Origin of the sequence: Pseudomonas sp. H26/SER47-MNA-CIBAN-0231, from assembly GCF_040310465.1 — a bacterium.
Classification (GTDB): domain Bacteria; phylum Pseudomonadota; class Gammaproteobacteria; order Pseudomonadales; family Pseudomonadaceae; genus Aquipseudomonas; species Aquipseudomonas atacamensis.
This window is the reverse complement of record NZ_JBEOPW010000096.1, coordinates 1-266: the sequence shown is the minus strand read 5'-3', so window position 1 is coordinate 266 and position 266 is coordinate 1. Positions and strand designations below refer to the sequence as shown.

Below are 266 nucleotides of genomic sequence, written 5' to 3'. Positions count from 1 at the left end.
GATCAGGCCAGCGGCGCTTTGTTGTCCTATCAGGCACACGACTCGATGCACAACCTCTATGAATTGATCTATCAGCTGCACACCGGTGAAGGCCTGTGGTGGTTGGGCCTGCCGCTTGGGCTCTGTGCCCTCTGTGTGCCGTTGATGAGCGTCACCGGCCTCCTGTTATGGTGGCGCCGCCGCAAGGCGAGCCCAAACATCGGCCACAACAGCCCTGCCCACTCTGCCGACAGCGTGATACTGGTGGGCAGTGAAAACAACAGCAC

General features: G+C 60.2%; 1 protein-coding gene. It reads left to right on the top strand.

Annotated elements, in window-relative coordinates:
* On the top strand, window positions 1-266 hold a 266-nt coding region (locus AAEZ10_RS27425; protein ID WP_350571825.1), incomplete at both ends, for a PepSY domain-containing protein.